Source organism: Lysobacter sp. A289 (assembly GCF_054072675.1).
Map to the genome: position 1 here is coordinate 655729 of NZ_JBSVRN010000001.1, position 20529 is coordinate 676257.

The 20529-nt window shown below is 65.4% G+C and carries 21 protein-coding genes; 13 read left to right on the forward strand and 8 right to left on the reverse strand.

Going from position 1 to position 20529, the window contains the following annotated elements:
- The first annotated feature begins 67 nt into the window (after positions 1-67).
- The 7 genes from ACW5DN_RS03075 to ACW5DN_RS03105 all read left to right on the forward strand — a co-directional run bounded on the left by ACW5DN_RS03075 (position 68) and on the right by ACW5DN_RS03105 (position 5332).
- Entirely contained in the window at positions 68-622 is a 555-nt protein-coding gene (locus ACW5DN_RS03075; protein WP_456961289.1) for a hypothetical protein, read from the forward strand.
- Between the two features lie 215 nt (positions 623-837).
- The gene (nirK, locus tag ACW5DN_RS03080) at positions 838-2208 is read left to right on the forward strand and encodes a copper-containing nitrite reductase (RefSeq protein WP_456961290.1); all 1371 of its coding nucleotides are present in this window, start codon (positions 838-840) and stop codon (positions 2206-2208) included.
- Between the two features lie 287 nt (positions 2209-2495).
- The gene (locus ACW5DN_RS03085; RefSeq protein ID WP_456961291.1) at positions 2496-3278 is read left to right on the forward strand and encodes a TerC family protein; all 783 of its coding nucleotides are present in this window, start codon (positions 2496-2498) and stop codon (positions 3276-3278) included.
- A gap of 33 nt (positions 3279-3311) precedes the next feature.
- On the forward strand, positions 3312-3533 hold the full coding sequence (locus ACW5DN_RS03090) for an oxidoreductase-like domain-containing protein (protein ID WP_456961292.1): 222 nt from the start codon (positions 3312-3314) through the stop codon (positions 3531-3533).
- Positions 3534-3618: 85 nt separating this feature from the next.
- Positions 3619-4236, forward strand: a complete 618-nt coding sequence (locus ACW5DN_RS03095; RefSeq protein WP_456962941.1) for a trimeric intracellular cation channel family protein — start codon at positions 3619-3621, stop codon at positions 4234-4236.
- 198 nt (positions 4237-4434) lie between these two features.
- The gene (locus ACW5DN_RS03100; protein ID WP_456961293.1) at positions 4435-4929 is read left to right on the forward strand and encodes a hypothetical protein; all 495 of its coding nucleotides are present in this window, start codon (positions 4435-4437) and stop codon (positions 4927-4929) included.
- A gap of 37 nt (positions 4930-4966) precedes the next feature.
- Positions 4967-5332, forward strand: a complete 366-nt coding sequence (locus ACW5DN_RS03105; protein WP_456961294.1) for a DUF6164 family protein — start codon at positions 4967-4969, stop codon at positions 5330-5332.
- Here ACW5DN_RS03105 and yczE read toward each other — a convergent pair.
- Positions 5306-5950, reverse strand: coding sequence for a membrane protein YczE (gene yczE / locus ACW5DN_RS03110; RefSeq protein WP_456961295.1), 645 nt, complete (start codon positions 5948-5950; stop codon positions 5306-5308). The two genes, ACW5DN_RS03105 and yczE, sit on opposite strands and share 27 nt — an antisense overlap.
- Before the next feature lie 122 nt (positions 5951-6072).
- On the opposite strand from yczE, the gene ACW5DN_RS03115 reads away from it, so the two are divergent.
- Positions 6073-6582, forward strand: coding sequence for a DUF1993 domain-containing protein (locus ACW5DN_RS03115; protein ID WP_456961296.1), 510 nt, complete (start codon positions 6073-6075; stop codon positions 6580-6582).
- A gap of 17 nt (positions 6583-6599) precedes the next feature.
- Here the strand turns inward: ACW5DN_RS03115 and ACW5DN_RS03120 are convergent, their stop codons facing one another.
- The gene (locus ACW5DN_RS03120) at positions 6600-7340 is read right to left on the reverse strand and encodes an rRNA pseudouridine synthase (protein WP_456961297.1); all 741 of its coding nucleotides are present in this window, start codon (positions 7338-7340) and stop codon (positions 6600-6602) included.
- Positions 7341-7436: 96 nt separating this feature from the next.
- Positions 7437-7823 carry an HPF/RaiA family ribosome-associated protein gene (locus ACW5DN_RS03125; RefSeq protein ID WP_456961298.1) on the reverse strand — a complete coding sequence of 129 codons (387 nt, stop codon included), beginning with the start codon at positions 7821-7823 and terminating at the stop codon, positions 7437-7439.
- Between the two features lie 147 nt (positions 7824-7970).
- On the opposite strand from ACW5DN_RS03125, the gene ACW5DN_RS03130 reads away from it, so the two are divergent.
- The 3 genes from ACW5DN_RS03130 (at position 7971) to cueR (ending at position 11947) form a co-directional block, all read left to right on the forward strand.
- Positions 7971-8720, forward strand: coding sequence for a sulfurtransferase (locus ACW5DN_RS03130; protein ID WP_456961299.1), 750 nt, complete (start codon positions 7971-7973; stop codon positions 8718-8720).
- A gap of 227 nt (positions 8721-8947) precedes the next feature.
- Positions 8948-11401, forward strand: a complete 2454-nt coding sequence (locus ACW5DN_RS03135; protein WP_456961300.1) for a heavy metal translocating P-type ATPase — start codon at positions 8948-8950, stop codon at positions 11399-11401.
- A gap of 72 nt (positions 11402-11473) precedes the next feature.
- Positions 11474-11947, forward strand: a complete 474-nt coding sequence (gene cueR, locus ACW5DN_RS03140; protein WP_456961301.1) for a Cu(I)-responsive transcriptional regulator — start codon at positions 11474-11476, stop codon at positions 11945-11947.
- A gap of 52 nt (positions 11948-11999) precedes the next feature.
- On the opposite strand, the gene ACW5DN_RS03145 is transcribed toward cueR, so the two are convergent.
- A complete protein-coding gene (locus ACW5DN_RS03145) occupies positions 12000-13268 on the reverse strand; it encodes a TIGR03862 family flavoprotein (protein ID WP_456961302.1) in 1269 nt (422 codons plus the stop codon).
- 166 nt (positions 13269-13434) lie between these two features.
- On the opposite strand from ACW5DN_RS03145, the gene ACW5DN_RS03150 reads away from it, so the two are divergent.
- Positions 13435-15132 (forward strand): serine hydrolase, encoded by a 1698-nt coding sequence (locus ACW5DN_RS03150; RefSeq protein ID WP_456961303.1) that lies wholly within the window; start codon positions 13435-13437, stop codon positions 15130-15132.
- 49 nt (positions 15133-15181) lie between these two features.
- Here ACW5DN_RS03150 and ACW5DN_RS03155 read toward each other — a convergent pair whose 3' ends face one another.
- Genes ACW5DN_RS03155 through ACW5DN_RS03165 form a run of 3 tightly spaced genes read right to left on the reverse strand, consistent with a single transcriptional unit; the run spans position 15182 to position 18918 of the window.
- Positions 15182-16258, reverse strand: coding sequence for an ABC transporter ATP-binding protein (locus tag ACW5DN_RS03155; RefSeq protein ID WP_456961304.1), 1077 nt, complete (start codon positions 16256-16258; stop codon positions 15182-15184).
- Positions 16248-17816 carry an ABC transporter permease gene (locus tag ACW5DN_RS03160; RefSeq protein ID WP_456961305.1) on the reverse strand — a complete coding sequence of 523 codons (1569 nt, stop codon included), beginning with the start codon at positions 17814-17816 and terminating at the stop codon, positions 16248-16250. The genes ACW5DN_RS03155 and ACW5DN_RS03160 overlap by 11 nt, the downstream gene beginning before the upstream one ends.
- A gap of 49 nt (positions 17817-17865) precedes the next feature.
- Positions 17866-18918: an extracellular solute-binding protein gene (locus tag ACW5DN_RS03165; RefSeq protein WP_456961306.1), complete on the reverse strand. Its 1053-nt coding sequence runs from the start codon at positions 18916-18918 to the stop codon at positions 17866-17868.
- A 120-nt stretch (positions 18919-19038) separates the two neighbouring features.
- Between ACW5DN_RS03165 and ACW5DN_RS03170 the strand changes: the two genes are divergently transcribed.
- The gene (locus ACW5DN_RS03170; protein ID WP_456961307.1) at positions 19039-20025 is read left to right on the forward strand and encodes an LLM class flavin-dependent oxidoreductase; all 987 of its coding nucleotides are present in this window, start codon (positions 19039-19041) and stop codon (positions 20023-20025) included.
- Between the two features lie 37 nt (positions 20026-20062).
- Here the strand turns inward: ACW5DN_RS03170 and ACW5DN_RS03175 are convergent, their stop codons facing one another.
- Positions 20063-20512, reverse strand: a complete 450-nt coding sequence (locus tag ACW5DN_RS03175; protein WP_456961308.1) for an FKBP-type peptidyl-prolyl cis-trans isomerase — start codon at positions 20510-20512, stop codon at positions 20063-20065.
- Between the last annotated feature and the right edge of the window lie 17 nt (positions 20513-20529).

Consider the following 20529-nt stretch of genomic DNA (forward strand, 5'->3'; position numbering starts at 1 on the left):
TGACATGAATCAGGGTATTGGCCGGGAGACTCGCTAACGTGTTGGCAATCATCCAGGAGTACCCATCATGAATATTCGAGACTTTGCCGTCGCAGTGGCGGTCGTTTCCCTGCTGCTTGGCAGCGCCGGTTGCAGCGACGACGCCGACGTCGATCCGTCGGCGCACGCCACTGCCGACGAGGTTGGTGCCAGCGCCACGCCGGATGCGACACCTGCCCACGAGCAAGCGGCCGACCACGCCGACCACGATCAAGCCGCGCCGGTGCTGGCCGAAGGGCAGCGCTGGGCAACCGATGCGCCGCTGCGGGCAGCGATGACCCGGATCCGCGATACCGTCGCGGATAACTTGCCCGCCTACCACGAGGGCCGCCTGCAAGTGGAAGACGCCGACGCGCTCGCGATCGGAGTCGGGAACGATATCGATTACATGGTCGCCAACTGCGAGCTTGACCCCGAGCCGGATGCGGCACTGCATGTCTTGATCGGGCGGATGATGGGCGCGACCGGCGCATTGAAGACCGATCCGGCTTCGGTGGAAGGGATGCCGCAACTGGTGGCGGTCGTCAACGACTACCAGGCCACGTTCGACCACGAAGGCTTGCAGCCGCTCACTCATGAGTAAGTAGCAAAGCAGGCAGCAAATCACCAGGTCACGCGAGTTTCACGGCGCCCCTTCAAGGGGCGTTTCGCATTGTCCGCAACCATTGCCAAGGCTGGCTGTCAGCTGAACATACGGTGGCGTTTGGTTTGGCTTGACCCAAGTCATGGAGCAAGTCGTGCGCGCACCCTATGTTGACTTCCAACAGCTGCATTTTTGTAACCGGAAGGAAGTCCACGATGAAAGAGCTTGTGTTGTTGTTTGCACTGGCAGGAGCTGCGGGATTCGTACCCCAGGCAATCGCCGCCAATGAATCCGTTACCCCGGTGGCGGATGTCACCTTCACCCTGAAGACACAGATCCATGAAGGCCAGTTGGTCTTTGTTGGCGATGCCGGTTCGATCAAGGGGCAGATCAATCCCGACTTGAAGGTGGCCGAGGGCGCGGTGGTTGCACTCACCGTGATCAACGGCGACGGCGCAATGCATGACGTCGCGGTTCCCGAGTTCAATGCCCAGTCCGACAACCTGGTCGGGGTGGGCTCGGCGACCACGATCGTGTTCCGCGCCACTAAGGGCGGCACATTCGAGTACGTGTGCACGATTCCGGGGCACCGGGCGGCCGGCATGTTCGGCAAGCTGATCGTCGGCGATGTCGTGGAAGTGGCCAGCACCGCGCTGGACGTGGCCAAGGATCCGAGCCAGGTCGGTGAGCCGGTCGGGGATCGGGCGCCGCAACACGTCAACTACGATTTGCTGACCACCGAGGTGGAAGGACGGCTGTCCGATGGCAGCACCTACCGCTACTGGACCTTCGACAACACGGTGCCAGGCCCGATGCTGCGCATCCGTCAGGGCGACACGGTGACCATCAACCTGAAGAACGCCGAGGACAGCATCAACATCCACTCGGTCGACTTCCACTCCGTGACCGGGCCTGGTGGCGGCGCGGCGGTGACCCAGGTGGCTCCGGGGCAGACCAAGAGCTTCACTTTCAAGGCCCTGCATCCGGGATTGTTTGTCTACCACTGCGCCACGCCGATGATTGCCCAGCACATCTCCAACGGCATGTACGGCATGGTCCTGGTCGAGCCTGAAGGCGGTTTGTCCGAGGTCGACAAGGAGTTCTACGTGATGCAGGGCGAGCTCTACACCGCGCAGAAGCATGGCTCGTCCGGCCTGCAGGAATTCTCCCTGGAGAAGCTGCTGGACGAGAAACCCGAGCACCTGATGTTCAACGGCAGCATGGACGCGCTGACCAAGACCTTCAACATGGAAGCCGAGGTGGGCGAGACGGTGCGCATGTTCTTCGGCGTCGGCGGTCCCAACCTGACCTCCAGCTTCCACCTGATCGGTGAGGTCTTCGATCGGGTCTACAACCTCGCCTCGTTCACCAGCCCGCCGCTGACCGACGTGCAGACCACGATCGTGCCGCCGGGCGGGGCGACGATGGTCGAGTTCAAGGTGGATTATCCGGGTCGTTACATCCTGGTCGACCACGCGCTGTCGCGGACCGAGAAGGGTCTGATCGGGTTCCTGAACGTCAAGGGTGACGCGGATCCGGCGATCTTCCAATCCAACGAAGCGATCGATCATTCCTCCGGTCACTGACCAACGCGGCGTCCGCCATGGCTGAACGCCAGGCGGATGCGACAACCCAGGCCAGGTCCGCAGCGATGCGGATCTGGCTTTTTCATGGTTCTGCGTGATAGCCTCGCCGGCGAAGGGGAGTAGCTCCCAATCGCTGTCGCCGTCATTACGGGCATTTGCTCCGGTGCAGCAGCAAACCGTCCAGCGGTTTGCGGGCAAGACCTTCGCCTCTCCATGGCGAAGGTGCATCCATCCGATGCATTTCCGATCGTGGTTTTTTATACCTCGCTGGAACATTTGGAATCATCATGGAATTGCTCGCCAACCCGGAAATCTGGGTCGCATTGCTGACACTGACGGCGCTGGAGCTCGTGCTCGGCATCGACAACATCATCTTTATCTCGATCCTGGCCGGGAAACTGCCCGTCGAGCAGCGCGCCATGGGGCGTCGCATCGGCATCCTCATGGCGGCCGTGACCCGTTTGATGTTGCTGTTTGCGATCGTATGGATCGTCGGACTGACCGCACCGCTGTTCTCGCTGTTCGATCACGTTTTCTCGTGGCGGGACATGATCTTGATCGGCGGTGGCCTGTTCCTGATCGCCAAGGCCACGCATGAGATCCATCAGAAGCTGGAGGGCGCAACCGAGCAGGTGGCGACGGGCGCGGCGACCGCGACCTTCGGTGCGGTCATCATGCAGATCATGGTGCTCGACATCGTGTTCTCGCTGGATTCCATCATCACGGCGGTGGGGATGGTCGACGAGCGCTGGGTGATGGTGACCGCCATCGTCATTTCGATTGCCTTCATGCTGGCGTTTGCCCGGCCGATCGGGGAGTTCGTCGAGCGCCACCCCACGGTCAAGATACTGGCGCTGGCCTTCCTGATAATGGTCGGCCTGGTACTCGTCGCCGACGGGTTTGGCCAACACATTCCCAAGGGTTACATCTATGTCGCGATGGCGTTCTCGGTGTTCGTGGAGATGATCAACCTGTGGATCCGGCGGCGCAGCAAGGAGCAGGCCGCACCGGTGGAGTTGCACGAAAAATACACCGAGGGCGGTAGCAGTCGATCTTTGCCGGCCGATTAGATTGCGACGTTGCTACCGTCCATACTGAACGCCGTGCCTGGCCATCCTCCCAACCTGATTCCGCCGCCGGTTCCGATGCAGAAAAGCGACGACCCGCCGCCGTTGCTGCCCGAACGTCCACTGCCCATGGATTGTTGTGACAGCGGCTGCGAGCGTTGTGTATCGGACATCTATGCCGACGAGATGAAACACTACGAGACCTTGCTGGCGGCCTGGCGCGCCCGAAACCCCGGGCGTGATCCGGGCCCCGGTTGAGTCGCAAGGCCCGGGTGTATCGCTCACGTGTCCGGGAGCGTGGCATTCTATGGCGCCATTCCAGTGAGCGCGGGCTGCCTTGGACCTGAATTCCATCATCACCGTGATCGACCTGGTCGGCACGTTTGCGTTTGCGATTAGTGGCGCGACCCTCGGGGTACGCAACCGGCTGGACCTGTTTGGCGTGCTGGTGCTGTCATTCGCCGCGGCCGCCGCAGGCGGCATCACCCGCGACCTGATGATTGGTGCGACACCACCGGTCGCATTGGCGAACTGGCATTACCTGGCGGTGAGTTGCCTGGCGGGTATCGTCACTTTCTATCGTTATGCCGATATCGAACGGTTGCACAATCCGGTGCGGTTGTTCGACGCAGCCGGATTGGCGCTGTTTGCAGTGATCGGCACGATCAAGGCGTTGGATCACGGGCTGGGGCCGGTGGGCGCGGTGCTGTTGGGAATGCTCAGTGGCATCGGCGGGGGCATCGTGCGGGACATGATGGTGGCGCGCACGCCGGTGGTATTCCAGTCTGATTTGTATGCGGTTGCGGCGATGATCGGCGCAATCGTGATTGTCGTCGGGGATTTCCTGGGCTTGCCGGTGGTGCCGGTGATGGTCGTGTCCGCGGTGCTGTGCTTTGGGCTGCGTTACATGGCGATCCGCTACGACTGGCATCTGCCGGTAGCCCCGCAACGGGAACAATGATCCGTGCAACTGCTATGTTTCGATTGGGGGGTGGGCCGAGACGACGAAGGGTACGAAACGATGACGACGATGATTGCGCGGACGATAATTACGCGGTTCCGAGCTTCGTGGCGATATCTCCCCGCCGCAGCGCTTCTGGTCGTGCTGTCTGGCTGTGCAACGGTTTCGCTGGGATCCAAGGCGGGATACCCGGAGTACATGGCCGAGGCGGATGCCGCCGTTCGCGACGACTTGCCTGAACAGGCATTGCAGGCCTACCGACAGGCGGCTTTGGCCGACCCGGCGCGCAAGCAACCATGGCAGCAGATTGCGCTGCTCCAGGCCCAGGCTGGGCAGCCCGAGGCGGCGCTGGTGGCCTGCCAGGAAGTGCTGCGCCGCGACCCGGCGGACCAGCAGGCCGGCGAGCTGTTCATCGACAGCGGTCTGGACATAGCGCAAGAGACATTGCGCCGATTGCGCGCCACTGACGCCGCGCAGGTCGAGCCGCGGCGCAAACCGGCGGAAGCACTGCTGGCCCAGATAATCGAGGTGTTTGGCGAGCAGGCGATTCCCGCCGGGATACTCGACCGACATGCAAAAAAGGCGATAGAGGCGTACAGGAGCCGGTTGCCCCGACGCTCCGTCCCGCTTCCTGGTGAGCCGCTTCCCGATCAGCCGGTTGCCGACCCACTGGACGTGCTGGGAGTAAAATGAACCGTCCGGCACAGCCGCCCGCCGGTATGATGGCCGGATGTCAAAACTGCTGCTCAACCTGCGCCTGGTACTGGACGACGAGATCGACGACGTGCGGGCGATGCTCGATGAAGCACGGATCGAGTATTACGAGACCCAACCCAGTCGCTGGGGGATCTCGCATGGCGGTATATGGCTGAGCCATGACGACGACCTGCCCAGGGCCAAGCGGCTGATGGCGGAGTATCAGGCCAAGCGGCAGGCGAACGCGCGCGCCGAACATGAAGCTGCGCAGCGCGACGGCACCGCCCAGACGTTCAAGGACGTGCTGCGCGAAGAGCCTGGCCGGGTGCTGTTGGCGGTCGTCGCGACTATCGTGTTGCTCGGTCTGGTGGCGCTACCGGCGATCCTGCTGCGCGGATAGCCCCTCGGCGGCGGGCTGCGGCGTTGCAGCCGCGTTCCGACGTGGGTCGAACCACGGCAGCATCAGCTGGATCAACGGCCCGATTACCAGCATGTAGGCCACCGTGCCGATGCCAAACGTGCCGCCAAGCAGGAAGCCCGATACCAGCACGCTGCCTTCGATGATGGTGCGCACCAGGCGAACGGATCGGCCGGTCCGTCGTACCAGTCCGGTCATCAACCCGTCGCGCGGGCCGGGACCGAAGTGCGCCCCCAGGTAGGCGGCCGTCGCCGCCCCATTGAGCACGATGCCGCCAATCAGCAACGCCGTGCGCGATGCAATGGAGGCTTCGAGCAGCCGGTCGCCAATCAGAGCATTGACGGCGTCGAATACCAATCCGATTACCACCGCGTTGCACAGGGTGCCGACGCCCGGCTTCTGGCGGATGGGGATCCACATCAGCAACGTCGCGAAGCTGACCGCAATCGTGACCCGGCCCATCGGCCAGTCGCCCTGCAACGCGATGCCCTGGTGCAGCACGTCCCATGGCATCAGTCCCAGGTCGGACTGGAGCATCATCACCATCGACACCCCGTAGGCGATCAACCCCAGGAACAACTTGAGCACGCGACGGGGCATTGGATGACCGAAAGACGACAAGGCCGTCAATTCTAGAGCGCCACGGCCAGCGCCGGGTGTGCAGGGATGGAACGTTGAGGTAGAGCGGCTACCATCAAGGTTTGTCCCTTCAGAGAATCCCGATGACCATTTCCATGCACGCCGCGTCCGTCCCCGTGTTCAAGCAGATGCTCGGCAGTCTTGCCGCGATCCTGGAAAAGGCCGAGGCCCACGCGTCCGAGCGCAAGATCGACCCCGCCGTGCTGCTGCAGGCACGTCTGTTTCCCGACATGCTGCCGCTGGTGCGCCAGGTGCAGATTGCCTGCGACTTCGCCAAGGGGGTCACCGCGCGGTTGGCCGGCGCCGAGGTGCCGGTTTATGACGACAACGAGCAAAGCATCGAGCAGCTGCGGGCCTTGCTGGAGCGCACCATTGCCTTTGTCGACAGCTTTGATGCCGCGCGCTTTGACGGCAGTGAGACACGCGAGATCGTGACCCGTCCCGGTACCCCGAAGGAGCGTCGCTTCACCGGCCAGGATTACCTGCTGACCTATGGCTTGCCGCAGTTCTTCTTCCACGTGACCACGGCTTACGCCCTGCTGCGTCACAACGGACTGGAGATTGGCAAGCGCGATTACATGGGCGCGTACTGACCCGCGATCAAACGTGATCAGAAGCGATCGGTGACCGGCTGGTAGCGCCACTGGCCCGCCGGCATCTTGTTCAGGCCGATCCGCCCGATCCGCAAGCGGCGGATCGCCACCACCTCAAGGCCCACCTGCGCGCACATGTCCCGCAGCTGCCCGGGGCGCACGTCCTTGATGGCAAAGCGCAGGCGGATCTCGTTCTGCCAGCTGACCTTGCATGGCCCCAGCACGCGTCCCTGGTAGCTCAGCCCCCGTGCCAGGCGGCTCAGGGTGTACGGGCCGGCCTGGCCGCTGATCTCGACCAGGAATTCCTGCTCGAGCTTCGCGCCGTCTTCCTTTAACCGCCGCAGGACGCGTGGGTCCTGGCTCAGCACCACCAGACCACTGGCGTCACTGTCCAGCGGCATCGATGGCGTCAGGTGCGAGAAATGGCGCTGCAATACGCGAATGCCGCGGCGGTGGTCACCCTCGACTCGGCTGGATTCGATGATCAATGGGGCGCTGTCTTCAAATGCAACGCCCGCCGGTTTGTGCAGCAGCATCGTCGCCGGCTCGGCGGCTTCCAGCTCTGCGTCGGGATCCAGCTCCACGCATTGCCCGGCAACCATGAATTGCGGTGACTCGACCACCTCGCCGTCCACCCGAACCCAACCCCCGGCGATGTACTGCTCGGCTTGCGCGCGTGAACATGCCGCCAACGCCGAGACCCTGCGCGATAAACGCTCGGATGACGGTGGGGCGTCGCCCTGGGATGGATCGGACATCGATGGAACCTGCATTCGGCGGGCCAGTGTAGAACGGTCCGGCCGCAATGACCGGGTTACGCCGCCGGGACCGGGTCGATGGGTTCTGCAGAAAACCTACATCGACTCGCCGGAGGGGGCGTCGGCCAACTGCAGGTCGTCCGCCTGGGCAGCGTGGCGGCCTTGGCGCTCCGGCGCGGCCAGCTTGCCCAGGGAGCTGGCCAGCAGCCGTTGCAGCTTGCCGGTCGCCCCGGTGATGGCCGCACGCATGGTGCCGGCCTGGTGGGTGACGGCCATCGGCTGGCGGCCTTCCAGTCGCGCCTCCATCATGCATTGCTTGTCGCCGCCGCCGCCCTTGGCGGCATTGAGATCGCTCAGGTGGACCTCGACCCGCGTGACCTGGGTGCTGAACCGCCCCAAGGCATCGGTGACGACCCCCTCGACGTGGGCGGCGAGGGCATCATCGCCCTGGATGTTGCTGTCGGTATTGAGCTGGATCTTCATTCGGTAGTCTCCGGTGGGTTGGGGATGTCGTGCGCGCGGAATGCAAACGCGCAGGCCTATGGACACGTTAGTGATGGCAACATTTACAGGATGAGAAGGGATCCGACCGCCATGCGCTTACAGCGTGGTCGCGGTTAAAATTGGCGGATGATCCTGAATGTCGCCGCCTACCATTTCACCGTCGTTGCCCAGCCCGACACCCTGGTCGACGAGCTGCGTACCCGGGCCGAGGACGGCAACCTGCGCGGCACGGTGCTGGTCGCGCCCGAGGGGATCAACCTGTTCCTGGCCGGCGCGGAAGCTTCGGTGCAGTCTTTTTTGGCAAAGCTGCGCGAAGACCCGCGCTTTGCGGACATGGTCGTGAAGTCCAGTCGCAGCCACGCACAGCCATTTGCGCGGCTGAAGGTGAAGCTCAAGCCGGAAATCATCAGCTTCCGTCGCGACAACGCCTCGCCGTTGGCGACCGGCCGCGCGCCGGTGGTGGCGCCGTCAGACCTCGCGCGCTGGATCGAGCAGGGCACCGACGATGCCGGCAAGCGGCTGGTGTTGCTGGATACCCGCAACCGCGAAGAGGTGGGTTACGGGACATTTTCCGGCGCACTGACGCTGCCGATCGACAACTTTACCGAGCTGCCCGAAGCCCTTGAGCCGCATCGAGACGGGTTGAGCGACGCCACCGTGGTCAGCTTCTGTACCGGCGGTATCCGCTGCGAGAAGGCCGCGCTGTGGCTGCGTGCCGATGGCATGGATAACCTGCTGCAACTCGACGGCGGCATCCTGGGCTACTTCGAGCAGGTGGGCGCGGTGGGCTATGACGGCCACTGCTTCGTGTTCGATGAGCGGGTTGCGCTGGATCCGGCGTTGCAGCCGTTGCTCGAACCGGGGCCTGCAGGGTAGGGAGTTATCGTCATTCCCGCGAAGCCGGGAAGCGCTCCACAACAGCCCAAAGGGCTGGTCATCCATGGACTTCAAACCGTTGATCTGACCGGGCTGGTTTGGCCCGGCCTGGCCCGGCCGATTACAGGCGATACAAGTCCGTCGAGTTGGCGGCGGAGAGTGATGCAGTTGACCTTCCCACCATGGGAAGCTGCAGAATAGTCCGTAAGCCAAGCTTCGGAGTCCGCATGTCAACCCCTGCCATCGATGCAAACAACCCGCGCACCGTGCGCTTCGACGTCCTCGGGATGTCGTGTGCGTCCTGCGTGGGCCGGGTCGAGAAGGCGCTGGCCAAGGTGCCGGGCGTGCAGGCGGCCAGCGTCAACCTGGCCACCGAAAGCGTGGAGATCCTGGCTGGTGAGGACGTGCCGATATCGACTCTTGTCGCCGCAGTACGCGCCGCCGGTTACGAAGTCGCGGATAAATCGCTCGATCTGGCGATCGAAGGCATGACCTGCGCATCGTGCGCCAGCCGGATCGAGAAGGCACTCGCGGCGGCGTCCGGCGTGCTGGAGGCCAACGTCAACCTGGCGACCGAGCGCGCCACCGTGCGTACGGTAGGCGGCACCGATCCGGCCGCGTTGATCGCCGCAGTCACCCGGGCCGGCTACGCCGCGAGGTTGTCGCAGGACGAGTCGACAGGCGACACCACCACTTCGACATCGGGCGAGACGGCGGCAGCGAACCCGCGTCGCTCGCGCGAGCTGCGCCACCTCATCATCGCGATCGTGCTGTCGGCGCCGTTGATGTTGCCGATGTTGGCGATGCCGTTCGGCCGCGACTGGATGCTGCCGGGCTGGCTGCAGTTCGCCCTGGCGACGCCGGTGCAGTTCTGGCTGGGTGCGCGCTTCTACCGCGCCAGTTGGGGGGCGCTGAAGGCACGCACCGGCAACATGGATCTGCTGGTTGCGCTCGGTACCAGCGCGGGTTATGGACTGAGCGTGTTCCATCTGCTGGCCGACGCGGGACACGGCGGCGGTCATCTGTATTTCGAGGCCTCGGCGGTGGTCATCACCCTGGTCCTGCTGGGCAAGTGGCTGGAAGCGCGGGCCAAACGTCAGACCACCGAGGCGATCCGTGCACTGCAGGCGCTGCGCCCGGCCACCGCGCGGGTGCTGCGCGACGGCGTGGAGCATCAGCTGCCGTTGGCTGAGGTGGTCGTCGGCGATGAGGTCAGCGTGTTACCCGGCGAGCGCATTCCGGTCGATGCCGAGATCATCGAAGGCCGCAGCCACGCCGACGAGTCGCTGATCACCGGCGAGTCGCTGCCGGTCGCCAAGCAGCCCGGTGACCGGGTGACCGGTGGTGCGGTGAACGGCGAGGGCCGGCTGCGGCTGCGCACGCTCGCGGTCGGCGCGGAGACCGCGCTGGCCCGGATCATCCGGCTGGTCGAGGACGCGCAGGCGAAGAAGGCGCCGATCCAGCGCATGGTCGACAAGGTCAGCGCGGTGTTCGTGCCCGTGGTGGTCGGCGTTGCCGTGTTGACCTTGCTGGGCTGGGGCGTGCTGGGTGGCGACTGGAACGTGGCGATCCTCAATGCGGTCGCCGTGCTGGTGATCGCCTGTCCGTGTGCGCTTGGGTTGGCCACGCCGACCGCGATCATGGCCGGCACCGGCGTCGCCGCTCGCGCCGGCATCCTGATCAAGGACGCCGAAGTGCTGGAAACCGCGCGCTCGTTGCAGGTGATCGCCTTCGACAAGACCGGCACCCTGACCGAAGGGCGGCCGACCCTGGCCGAACACGTAGCGGTCGATGGCGACCACGCCGCCCTGCTGCGACTGGCGGGCGCGTTGCAGTCGGGCAGCGAGCATCCGCTGGCGAACGCAGTGGTCGAGGCCGCACAGCCGGCCGGCTTCCCGCAGGCGAGCGGGGTGAGGGCGTTGGCCGGGCGCGGGCTGGAGGGCGATGTCGAAGGCCGCGACCTGCTGCTTGGCAACTCCCGGCTGATGCAGGAGTCCGGCGTCGATATCGGTGCCTTGCAGGCGCGCGGCGATGAGTTGGCGGCACACGGCCATAGCGTGTCGTGGCTGGCCGAGCGGCATGTGGGTGAGGTTCGCCTGCTCGGGCTGCTCGCGTTCCGCGATGAGCCGCGTCCGCAGGCACGTGCCGCGATCGCCACCCTGCATCGGCTCGGCCTGCGCACCGCGATGATCTCCGGCGACAACCGGGGCGCGGCACAGGCCGTCGCCGACGCGCTTGGCATCGATGACGTGCGTGCCAACGTGCTGCCCGGCGACAAGGCCGAGGCGGTGCTGGAACTGCGCTCGCACGGCCCGGTGGCGATGGTCGGCGATGGCATCAACGACGCTCCGGCGCTGTCGGCGGCCGATGTCGGCATTGCAATGGGCGGCGGCAGCGATGTCGCCATGCACGCGGCCGGGATCACCCTGATGCGCTCCGACCCGCGGCTGGTCGCCGACGCGATCTCGGTCTCGCGCCGCACCAGTGCGAAGATCCGGCAGAACCTGTTCTGGGCCTTCATCTACAACGTGGTCGGGATTCCGTTGGCGGCGGCGGGCCTGCTCGACCCGGTGGTGGCCGGCGCGGCGATGGCGTTCTCCAGTGTCAGCGTGGTGGGCAATACCCTGCTGCTGCGGCGCTGGAAGCCGCAGTCGGCGGTTGCGCTTCAGGAGCAGGATTGACATGGCCAAGACCGATCGCGAACTCCATCCGCAAGCCGGGCCGGCGCTGGCAGCCGCCCCAGGGAGGCACCAATGAGCAGCATCGCCCAGCCCCGCTCAGCGTCGCCACGCGCGCCAAAGCCCGAACTGGCCGATGCCCTTGCCGACGGCCTGCACAACATCGGCCAGGCCGCCGCGCTCAGTGGTGTGTCGGCGAAGATGATCCGCCACTACGAAGCGATCGGACTGCTGCCGGCAGTGGCACGCACCCAGGCCGGCTACCGGATCTACGATGAAATCGCGCTGCACCGTCTGCGCTTCATCCATCGTTCCCGCTCGCTGGGATTTCCGATCAAGCAAATCGAAAACCTGCTCGCGCTGTGGGACGACCGTGCGCGAGCCAGTGGCGAGGTGAAACAACTGGCGCTGGCGCACGCCGCCGAGCTGGCGAAGAAGGTCGAGGAGATGCAGGCCATGCAGCGCACGCTGGAACAACTGGCACGTCGCTGCCACGGCGATGACCGGCCGGACTGCCCGATCCTCGACGACCTGGCCGGTGACGCGTGAATCAAGCTGTGCAGGCGCTCGTATCGCTACCTGTTCGCGGCTGAAGCCGCTCCTACATTGGAGCGGCGTGGGTTGAATGGGCTTGGTTCGCACGTAGCCACTCCACGGCACCCAAGCCTGCGCGTCGGCCGCTGGCGAAGCATGCGGTCAGCAGGTAGCCGCCGGTGGGGGCCTCCCAGTCCAGCATCTCGCCAGCGCAGAAAACGCCGGGCAGTCGGGTGAGCATCAGGGCCTCGTCCATCGCTTCCAGCCGCACCCCGCCGGCGCTGCTGATGACCTCGGCGATGGGCCGCGCACGGCGCAAGGTCAAGGGTAGTCGTTTGATTGTCTGCGCCAGCAAGGCGTCGTCGCTGATGCGCTCCTTTCCCAGCACCTCGTACAACAACGCCACCTTGGCACCAGCGAGCCTGGTCTGGCGGCGCAGGTGGTCGCTGACGCTGCGGCCGTTGCGTGGCTTGCCAAGGTCGATCTGCAGCCGTTCCAGCGTGCGGCCGGGGGCCAGGTCGAGTGTCAGTGTGGTCTCGCCGTCGCGCGCGATCGCCTCGCGTAGTTGTGCAGACAGGGCGTACACCAGGCTGCCTTCGATCCCCGTTTCGGTGACCACGCATTCGCCCTGCAGCGCGTGCTCGCCATCGGCTTCGCGCCAATGGGCGACGACCGGCTTCAACGGCGCGCCCGCATGACGGCTGGAAAAGTGTCCGCTCCAGTCGATGTCGAATCCGCAGTTGGCCGGTGCCAGAGGCGCGACATCCACGCCGCGATTGAGCAGCCAGGGTTGCCAAGCACCATCCGAGCCCAACTGCGGCCAGCTGCCACCGCCCAGTGCCAGCAGCGTCGCCGATGCGTGGATCTGGCGCTCACCGTCTGCGGCCTGGAAACGCAGCGCGCCGTCTTCTGTCCATCCTAGCCAGCGGTGTTGCACATGGAAGCGCACGCCGTCCTCGCGCAGCCGTCGTACCCAGCCGCGCAGCAAGGGCGCCGCCTTGCGGTCAAGTGGAAATACGCGCCCCGAACTGCCGACGTAGGTCTCCACGCCCAGACCACGTGCCCAGTTGCGCACGGCGTCGGCGTCGAAGTCGTCCAGCCAGTTGGCCACCGTGCCACGGCGCTCGCGATAACGCGCGTCAAAGCCCGGTCGCGGCTCGTCGTGGGTAAGGTTCAGTCCGCCCTTGCCGGCGATCAGGAACTTGCGCCCGACCGAGCCCTTGGCCTCGAACAGGTCGACCTCGATGCCGGCCGCGCGCGCGACCTCGGCCGCCATCAGGCCGGCGGGGCCGCCGCCAATGATGACCAGGCCGGGCAGGGCAGTTTGTTTGGGCATGCTCACGTCAGTGAAGTGCTCGCGCGGGGACAAGGTGCGCAGTGAAAAGTGTCGGGGGATCCAGTGTGATGCCCGGCCCGCATTATGCCGTGTCCGGCAGAGACTGCCGGGCAGTGCATCGGTGCGGTATCGTCGGCGTTTCGCATCGAACGGGAGCAGGGGCAGCATGCAGATTGACACCATCCCACGCCGGGGACTGGCGGTTGCGGTGATGTTTGCCGTGGCCATGACCGCGCCTGTTGTCGCGTACGCACAAGCGGCTACCGCGTCGCACGTGGGCGAAGTGACGTCGGCGACCAACTCGACCGCGGCGTTGCCCGCGCAGTTGCAGGACTTCGACGCGTATATCGAGGACGTGCGCCAACAGTTCGACGTGCCGGCGATGGCGGTGGCCATCGTGAAAGACGGAAAGGTCGTGCTTGAACGTGGTTACGGCATGCGCCAACTGGATGGCACGCAGCCGGTAGACGAGCACACGATGTTCGCGATCGCCTCCAACACCAAGGCGTTCACCGCCGCCTCGCTGTCGATGCTGGCCGATGACGGCAAGCTGGAGATGGATGATCGGGTGATCGAGCACCTGCCCTGGTTCCGTATGTCCGACGCGTACGTGACCGCCGAGATGCGGATCCGCGACCTGCTCGCGCACCGCAGCGGACTGGGTCTGGGGGCCGGCGACCTGCTGTACTGGCCGGGCACCGATTACAGCACCGAGGAGGTCGCGCGCCGGCTCAAGGATGTGCCGCTGGATGCCAGCTTTCGCGCCCAGTATGCCTACGACAACATCCTGTTCGGGGTTGCACAACTGGTGGTCGAGGCGGCCAGCAGGCAAAGCTACAAGGACTTCCTGCAAACGCGCATCTTCAAGCCGCTGGGCATGGATGAGACACGTTTCAACAGCGACTATTTGAAGCCCGGTGACAACGTCGCCACAGGCTACTCAAAGGCCGACTTCACGACGCTGGTGGAAGCGCCAAAGCTGTCCTGGGGCAATGTTTCCGGAGCGGGCGGCCTGTACTCCAGCGTCCACGATCTGACCAAGTGGGTGCAGGTGCAGCTCGACCAGGGTGTGATTGCAGCGGCCGATGGCGCTGGTCAAGACGGCCAGAAGCCTGCCCGGCTGTTCAGCGAGAAGCGCCAGCAGGAAATGTGGTCGGTGCTCACACCGATCCGGGTCCGCGAGCCTTCGGTTCCCGAACTGGCCGCCGCCACGCCCAACTTCATGGGCTATGGCGAGGGCTGGTCGTTGTCCGACTACCGTGGCGAGAAGCTGGCTTGGCACACCGGCGGCTGGCCGGGGTATGTCTCGCGCATCACCATGGTCCCCGAACAGGAGCTGGGCATCATCGTGTTGACCAGTGCCGAGGCCGGTGGCGCGTTCCAGGCGGTGACCATGCGCGCGCTGGATGCCTACCTGGGCGCGTCGAAAACGGACTGGACGGCGGCCTACATCGCTGCCCAGGGCAGCTCGCAGGACAAGGCCGCCAAGGACTGGCAAGCCCACCTGGATGCGCGTGACGCGGAATCCAAACCCTCGCTGCCATTGGCGGATTATGCCGATACCTACCGCGATCCCTGGTATGGCGACGTGGTGATCAGCCAGGACGACGGCAAGCTGCGGATCCGCTTCATCCATACCGCGGCGTTGGTGGGCAGCCTGGAGCCGTGGCAGAACGACACCTTCGTGGTGCGTTGGGACGAGCGCTGGTTGAATGCCGACGCCTTCCTGAGTTTCACGCTGGATCCCGATGGGAAAATCCGCGAGGCGCGGATGGAAGCGATTTCACCGGCGACCGATTTCAGCTTCGATTTCCACCATCTGCGACTGGCACCGGTGGAGAAGGACAAGCCGTCACCGGGCTAAGGAGCCCGAACAACTCGATCTTTGCTCGTTCAGACGCACAGAAACACTTTTACGCTGGTGACAGGAGGCCGTTGCCCGTGCCGTTTTCCGGCTGCTCGAACACCACCACGTGTTCCAGATCCAGTCGTATGCCGATGGCCTGGCCGATGGCGTGGTCGTGGTGCGAGGGCACCAGTGCTTGCACCAGTCCGCCGCCGTCGAGTTGCAGGGTGTAGAGGAAGTCCGCGCCGCGGAAATGACGGCGCACGATCCGTGCCTGCAGCGGTGCGTCGTCGTCATGGATGACGTCGTCGGGGCGCAGCAGCATTTCCACGTCGGTGCCGGGCGGGTCGAGCAGTTGATGGTCGGCGGTGAGCACGCCGAATTCGGTGGCGACATGGCCGTCGTCGACGACCCGTGCGGGCAGCAGCACGCCCTCGCCGACGAAGCCGGCGACAAAGCGGTTGGCGGGGCGGTGGTAGAGGTCGTAGGCGCTGGTCCATTGCTGCAGCCGGCCGTGGCCGATCACGCCGACCCGGTCGGCCATCGCGAACGCCTCGGCCTGCGAGTGGGTGACCAGCAGCGCGCCGATACCAGTTGCCTTCAGGGCCTCGCGCACCTGCAGGGCCAGGCGCTCGCGCAGGTCGGGATCGAGACTGGAAAACGGTTCGTCCAGCAACACCAGCCGTGGTTGCGGGGCGAGGGCGCGGGCGACGGCAACACGTTGTTGCTGACCGCCCGACAATTGGTGCGGCTGGCGCTTGGCAGTGTCGGCCAGGCCGACCAGATCGAGCATCTCGCGGGCGCGTGCGATCGCTTTCGCGCGCGGCCAGCGGAACAACCCGAATCGCACGTTGTCGAGCACGCTCAGGTGCGGCAACAACGCGTGGTCCTGGAACACCATGCCGATCTGGCGTTGCTCCGGTGGCAGTCGCACGCCGTCGCCGACCAGCAGTTGGCCATCGGCGCGGATGCGGCCCCGCATCAGTGGCTCGAAGCCGGCCACCGCGCGCAGCAAGGTAGTCTTGCCGGCGCCCGAAGGGCCGAGCAGGCAGCCGATCTCGCCATCGGCCAGGGTCAGGCTGGCGCCTTCCAGCACGATGCGGCCGTCGTAGCCGACTGCAGCGTCGTCGATATCAAGTTGCATGACGGCTCCGCCGTGTCAGTGCGATCACCGGGATCAGGCCGGCCAGGGCAATCGCCAGCGAGGGCAGGGCAGCGCGGGCGTATTCGCCTTCGTTGGTCAACTCAAATACCCGCGTGGCCAGGGTGTCCCAGCCGAACGGCCGCATCATCAGGGTAATTGGCATTTCCTTCATCGTGTCCACGAATACCAGCAGTGCGGCGGTGGCGAAACTGCCGCGCAACAACGGCCAGTGCACCTGCTGCAGCTGACGCGCGCCGGTCACGCCGAGGCTGCGGCTGGCTTCCAGCAGTTGCGGGCGGATCCGCAGCAGGCCGCCGGCTACCGGAGTGTGGGCCACGGCCAGGAAGCGGATGCCATAGGCGACCAACAACAGCAGCAGGCCGCCCTCCAGCGGGACATCCCAGCCGCGGGTTTCCATCAGCCAGGTCGAAAATTGCGCGACCGGCACGTACAGACCAATGGCCAACAACGCCCCCGGCAAGCCGTAACCGAGGGTGGTGATGCGGGTGATGGCGGTGGTGAGCAGGCCGGGTTGCTCGCGTGCCGCCAGTGCGATCGCGAACGCGGCGGCGGTGGTCAGCGCGGCGGCCATCGCCGACAGCGACAACGCATTGCGCAGGCTGGCGAGGTACCGCAGGTCGAGGTCGGCCAGATGGGCCAGGCCATCCCAAGCCAATTGAGATAGCGGCAAGACCAGCGCCGCGAACAGCACCACCGCGCAGCCACCAGTGGCCCACCAACCACGGCGACCCAGCTGAATCCGGGTGGCCTCGGCCAGACCGACGCGGGCGAACGATTGGCGCTTGCGCGATGCGGCCTCCAGTCCGACCAGCACCAGCACGCCGATCAGCAGCACGGCGGCGATCTGCAGCGCGGTATCGGTGGAGAACAACGCGAACCACGCCTTGTAGATCGCGGTGGTGAAGGTCTCGTAGTTGAACGCGGACACGGCACCGAAGTCGGCCAGTGTCTCCATCAGCACCAGCAGGGTGCCGCCGGCGATCCACGGTCGGGCCATTGGCAGGCTGGCGTGCCAGAACGCGCGCCACGGCCCCATGCCCAGCGCGCGGGCCGCTTCCATCGCCCGTGCGCCCTGGCTGGCGAAGGCCTCGCGGGCGACCAGGTAGACGTAGGGATACAGCGCCAGCGTCATCACGGCGATCAGGCCACCGCGCGAGCGGATGTCCGGCAGCTGCGTCCCGGCGAATTCACGCAGGAAGGTGGTCAGCGGCGCGCTGTAGTCGAACAGCCCGATGAAGGCCACGGCGAGCACGTAGCCCGGTACCGCCAGGGGCAGTACCAGCAGCCAGGCGAACACCCGCCGGCCGGGAAATTCGCACAAGGCGACCAGTGCCGCCAGCGCCGTGCCGATTATCGCCGTGCCGGCGCCTACGCCCAGCAGCAACCACAGGGTGTTGCCGGTCACCTGTGGCAGTACGTACTGCCACAGGTGCTGCAAGGTGTCGCCGTCGGGTCGTGCCAATGCCGCCAGAGTGGCGGCCAGCGGGATCAGGCTCGGCAAGCTCAACGCGACCGCGAGCCAGGTCCATCCCCGCAAGCCGATCACCTGGTGGACGCGCCCGGGAGCGTGCCGACGTTGGAGCGGATCAGCGATAGCCGGCACGGTCCATGAGCTTGACGGCTTCGGCCTGCATTGCGCCGGCCTGGGAGACGTTGATCAGATCCTGGCGATAATCGCCCCAGGCCTCGATCAGCGGATCCATGGCGACCGCAGGATTGGCCGGGTACTCCAGGTTTTCGCCCGCAAACAGCGCCTGGGCCTGGCCATCGGACAGCCACTCGATAAACGCAATGGCGGCTTCGGGGCTCGGCGCATGCCTGGTCACGCCTGCGCCGGAGACGTTGACGTGCACACCGCGTTCGCCCTCGGCCTGGTTCGGCCAGAACACGGTGACCGGCAGGTCGGCGTCCTTGCGCAGCGCGCGGCCCAGGTAGTAAGTGTTGGTGATGCCCACCGCGCAGCGCCCGGCAGCAATCGCGTCGATCACCTCGTTGTCGCTGGCCATCGGTGCCGCGGCCAGGTTGGCGACCCAGCCCTTCACGACCTGCTCGGTTTTCTCCGCACCCAGGCTGGCCATCATGGTGGCGACCAGGCTCTGGTTGTAGACCGAGTTGCTGGTGCGAAGGCACAACTTGCCTTTCCACTTCGGATCGGCCAGGTCTTCATAAGTCGACAGCGTGTCGGCCGGGGCGGCCGCAGGGTTGTGGATGATCGTGCGTGCACGCACCGACAGGCCGAACCAGCGATTGTCCGGGTCGCGCAGGTTCGACGGGATGTTCTGCTCCAGCCGCGTCGACGTGATCGGCTGTAGCAGATCCAGATTGGTCGCCTGCCACAGGTTGCCGGCGTCCACGGTGATGAACACATCGGCGGGACTGCGACTGCCTTCCGCCTTCAGTCGCTCCATCAGCGGCGGTGCCTTGTCGGTCAGGTAGGTGATCTTGACGCCGGTCTGCTCGGTGTACTGGTCGAACAACGGTTTGAGCAATTGCTCGTTGCGGGAGGTGTAGACCACCAGCTCCGCCGGTGCCGCATCTCCGGCGTCGGCGTCGGTGCCAGAGACAGTGGATGGCGATTGATCGGCGGAGCACGCCGCCATGGAAACCAGGATAGCGACGGACAAGGACAGCAATCGCACGGTGAGCACCTCGAATGGTAGTAAATGAGAATCGTTATTATCCACGAATCGCCGCAGCCCTGCATGGAGAATCCGTTGCAAGGCCCCATATCTGAAGTTCATCCTCAGCTTGGTCTTCAAATGACTCCCTATTCATTGCTCGACCTGGCGCCCGTTACCGAAGGCAGCGACATCCGCCAGGCATTCGCAAACACCCTGGATCTGGCGCGCAACGCGGAGCGCCTTGGCTATAACCGCTACTGGCTCGCCGAGCACCACAACATGCCCGGTATCGCCAGCGCCGCGACCGCGGTGTTGATCGGCTACGTGGCGGGCGGCACGTCGACGATCCGGGTGGGCGCAGGCGGCATCATGTTGCCCAACCATTCGCCGCTGCAGGTGGCCGAACAATTCGGAACACTGGCGTCGCTGTATCCCGACCGGATCGACCTGGGACTGGGGCGTGCACCCGGCACCGACCAGGCGACTGTGCGTGCCTTGCGCCGTTACCACGAGGGTGCCGATGCATTTCCACATGATGTAGCCGAACTGCTGGGCTACTTCCGTCCGGCGAAGCCTGGCCAGCCGGTGCGCGCTGTGCCAGGCGCCGGGGTCGAGGTGCCGGTGTGGCTGCTGGGCTCAAGCCTGTTCAGCGCGAGGCTTTCTGCGGCGATGGGCCTGCCATTCGCCTTTGCATCGCACTTTGCGCCCGGCTCGATGGATGAGGCGTTGGCGCTGTATCACCGCGACTTCACCCCGTCGGCGCACTTGTCGAAGCCCCACGCCATGCTCGCCCTCAACGTCGTGGGGGCGGAGACCGATGCGGAGGCACGGCGGCTGTTCACCAGTCAGCAGCAGTCGTTCGTGAGACTGCGCCGCGGCGACATCGGACTGGTCCCACCGCCGATCGATGACATAGATTCGTGGTGGAGTCCGCAGGAGAAGTTGGGGGTGGAAAGCGCGCTGTCCTGCTCGGTGGTCGGCAATGCCGAGACGCTGAAGCAGGGGATCTCGGCTTTCATTGACCGCCACCGTCCCGATGAGCTGTTGTTGACCGCCAACATCTTCGACCATGCGGCGCGGGTACGCTCGTTCGAGATCGCCGCCGAGGTCATGCGATCGATTTGACCGGGCGGTAATGGCAGTGGCGGGTTGCGATCCCCGGTCAATCCTGCTTTTGCACAGCCATCAGCTCGACCTCGAATACCAGCGATGCGCCCGGCGGGATCACCCCGCCGGCGCCCTTGCGTCCATAGCCATAGGCCGCCGGGATCAGCAATGTCCGCTGCCCACCGACCCGCATGCCGGCCACGCCTTCGTCCCAGCCGCGGATCACCCGGCCGGCACCAAGCAGGAAGGTGATCGGCTCGCCGCGTTCGCGTGAACTGTCGAACTGTTTTCCTTGCTGGTCGGGAGCGTCCTGGTCATACAGCCATCCGGTGTAGTGGACGTCGACGGTGTCTCCGGGAGCGGCCACCTCTCCGCCGCCGGTCTTCAGGTCGATGCGTTGCAACTCGTCCACGCTTCCTCCAGCGGGTGGCTGGGGCGGTGTGCAGGCGGCCAGCATCGCGATGATCATGGTGAAGATGGCGAGGCGGGGAATCATTCGGCGCATGGGTGGGAGACTGAAAA